This window comes from Bradyrhizobium sp., from assembly GCF_049581145.1.
GTDB lineage: Bacteria > Pseudomonadota > Alphaproteobacteria > Rhizobiales > Xanthobacteraceae > Bradyrhizobium.
This window is the reverse complement of sequence record NZ_JBAURI010000499.1, coordinates 1-2,446: the sequence shown is the minus strand read 5'-3', so window position 1 is coordinate 2,446 and position 2,446 is coordinate 1. Positions and strand designations below refer to the sequence as shown.

Sequence of the window (2,446 nt, the reverse complement as noted above, 5' to 3'; positions counted from 1 at the left end):
AGCCGGGCCAGGCCGCGTTCGACGTCGGCGCGCCCACCGCGGACGTACGGCTCGAGACACAAGCGCCGGCCGATCTGATCGATCGCCCGCTCGGCGCGGCGCGCACCCAGATCCATGAGACCTATATCGTGTCGCAGACCCGCGATGGCCTGATCATCGTCGATCAGCATGCCGCCCATGAACGGATCGTCTATGAGCGGCTGAAGGCCTCGCTGGCCGAAAACGGCGTGCAGCGGCAGATCCTGCTGATTCCCGAGATCGTCGAACTCGACGAGGCCACCGTCGAACGGCTGCTGGCGCGCGCCGATGAACTTGCGTCGTTCGGCCTTGCGATCGAATCGTTCGGACCGGGCGCAGTCGCGGTGCGCGAGACGCCGTCGCTGCTCGGCAGGATCGATTCCGGTGCGCTGCTCCGCGATCTCGCCGAGCGTATGGAAGAATGGGACGAGGCGCTGCCGCTGGAGCGAAAATTGATGCATGTCGCGGCCACCATGGCCTGCCACGGCTCGGTCCGCGCCGGCCGCCGTCTGAAGCCGGAAGAGATGAACGCGCTGTTGCGCGAGATGGAAGCCACGCCCAATTCCGGCCAGTGCAATCACGGCCGCCCGACCTATGTGGAATTGAAGCTGTCGGATGTGGAAAAACTGTTCGGACGAAGGTGATTGCGGCTCTCAGTGAGCGCGCAAGAATACAAACTCCGTGTCGTCGTAGGCGCGCCGCTCCAACTCGTCGAACCCGTCCGGCGCTGCGAATGCAGCGGCCTTCGCCTCTTCCACCACCAGCAGCGCGCCTGGCACCAGCCAGCCGCCATCGCGCAGCGAGATCAGCGCCTTTTCCGCCAGCCCCCTGCCGTAGGGCGGATCGAGGAACACCAGCGCGAACGGCTCGACCGGATGGGCCGGGCCGAGATTGGTGGCGTCGCGGCGATACACCTTGGTGACGCCGCCGAGCCCGAGCGACTCGACATTGTTGCGCAATAGTGCTCGGGCTTCGGTGCCGTTATCGACGAACAAAGCAAACGCCGCGCCGCGTGAGATCGCCTCGATGCCGAGCGCACCCGTGCCGGCAAACAGGTCGAGCACCCGTGCACCGTCGATCGGATCGTCGTAGGCGTGGATCAGGACGTTGAACACGGACTCGCGCAGCCGGTCGGCGGTCGGACGGATGTCGCGCGACGCGGGAGAGGCCAGATTGCGGCCCTTCAATCGTCCGCCGACCACGCGCATCTAGCAGATCTCGTCACGCCCGGCCTTGTGCCGGGCACTCACGTCTCTCTTACCGCGCCGAGGCGAAGGCGTGGATCGCCGAACACAGGCGAGCGGAAGCGACGCCGTCCTTCGGACGGCTATGCCCGGCCATGACGACCAGTTTAGGGTTGACGGCTGTGTTCCAATCATCGACGTCACGCGTCCCGTGGCCGCAGGTCGCGCTTGCCGTGATAGCCGCGTTTGGGGCGGCGCGGCGGACCGTAGCCGTTGGCTTTATCCTCGTTGCGCGCGCGCGCTTCGTCGCTGCCGGTGCGTGTCACCAGCACCCGGCGGCCCTTGTGGTCGGCGATCAGCGCGCTCTTGCCTAACGGCTTGAACGGCTTCTTGCCGCGCGGCGCTTCGGCCTCGCCATTGGTGCTGCGCGGCTCCGACGGCGCAAATTCAGCGCCGGCCTGGGCGATGATTTTCTCGCCCAGCTGCTCGCGCAACACCCGGGTCTTCACTTCCTCGACCTGACCTTCCGCGACTTCGCCGAGCTGGAACGGACCATAGGAGACCCGGATCAGCCGGTTCACTTCGAGGCCGAGATGCGCCAGCACATTGCGCACCTCGCGGTTCTTGCCCTCGCGGATCGCGAACACCAGCCAGACATTGGCGCCCTGGTCGCGCTCCAGCGTGGCGTCGATCGAGCCGTACTTGATGCCTTCGACCTCGATGCCTTGCTTCAACTGGTCGAGCTGGGCCTGCGTCACTTCGCCATGGGCGCGGACGCGGTAGCGCCGCAGCCAGCCGGTCTCGGGAAGTTCGAGCGTGCGGGCGAGCCCACCATCGTTGGTGAGCAGCAGCAAGCCCTCGGTGTTGAAGTCGAGCCGGCCGATCGAGATCAGCCGCGGCAAGCCCTCCGGCAGGTTATCGAACACGGTCGGCCGCCCCTCGGGATCGGCATGCGTCGTCATCAGGCCGCGCGGCTTGTGATAGAGAAACAACCGCGTGCGCTCGCGCGGCGGCAACGGTTTGCCGTCGACGGTGATGACATCGTTGGCGGTGACATCGAGTGCCGGCGAATTGATCACGCGGCCGTTGACGGTGACGCGGCCCTCGGTGATCCAGGCCTCGGCGTCGCGGCGGGAGGCCAGCCCTGCGCGCGACACCACCTTGGCGATGCGCTCGCCGGATTTCTTGGGCTTGGCAACGGCGCGCGGCGGGCGACGGTCGAACTCGGGCTTGCGCTCGCGATA

2 protein-coding genes and 1 pseudogene are annotated in these 2,446 nt (G+C 66.8%); 1 reads left to right on the top strand and 2 read right to left on the bottom strand.

The window, feature by feature from the left end; translation table 11 throughout:
* Positions 1 to 662 (top strand): annotated as a pseudogene (locus WCB02_RS16605) (DNA mismatch repair endonuclease MutL); the annotation flags it as partial.
* Positions 663 to 671: 9 nt separating this feature from the next.
* Here the strand turns inward: WCB02_RS16605 and rsmD are convergent.
* Together rsmD and WCB02_RS16595 are read right to left on the bottom strand one after the other, a co-directional pair.
* Positions 672 to 1,226, bottom strand: a complete 555-nt coding sequence (gene rsmD / locus WCB02_RS16600; RefSeq protein WP_423959594.1) for a 16S rRNA (guanine(966)-N(2))-methyltransferase RsmD — start codon at positions 1,224 to 1,226, stop codon at positions 672 to 674.
* 176 nt (positions 1,227 to 1,402) lie between these two features.
* Positions 1,403 to 2,446, bottom strand: a 1,044-nt coding sequence (locus WCB02_RS16595) for a pseudouridine synthase (RefSeq protein WP_423959591.1), incomplete at its 5' end; no start/stop codon positions are given.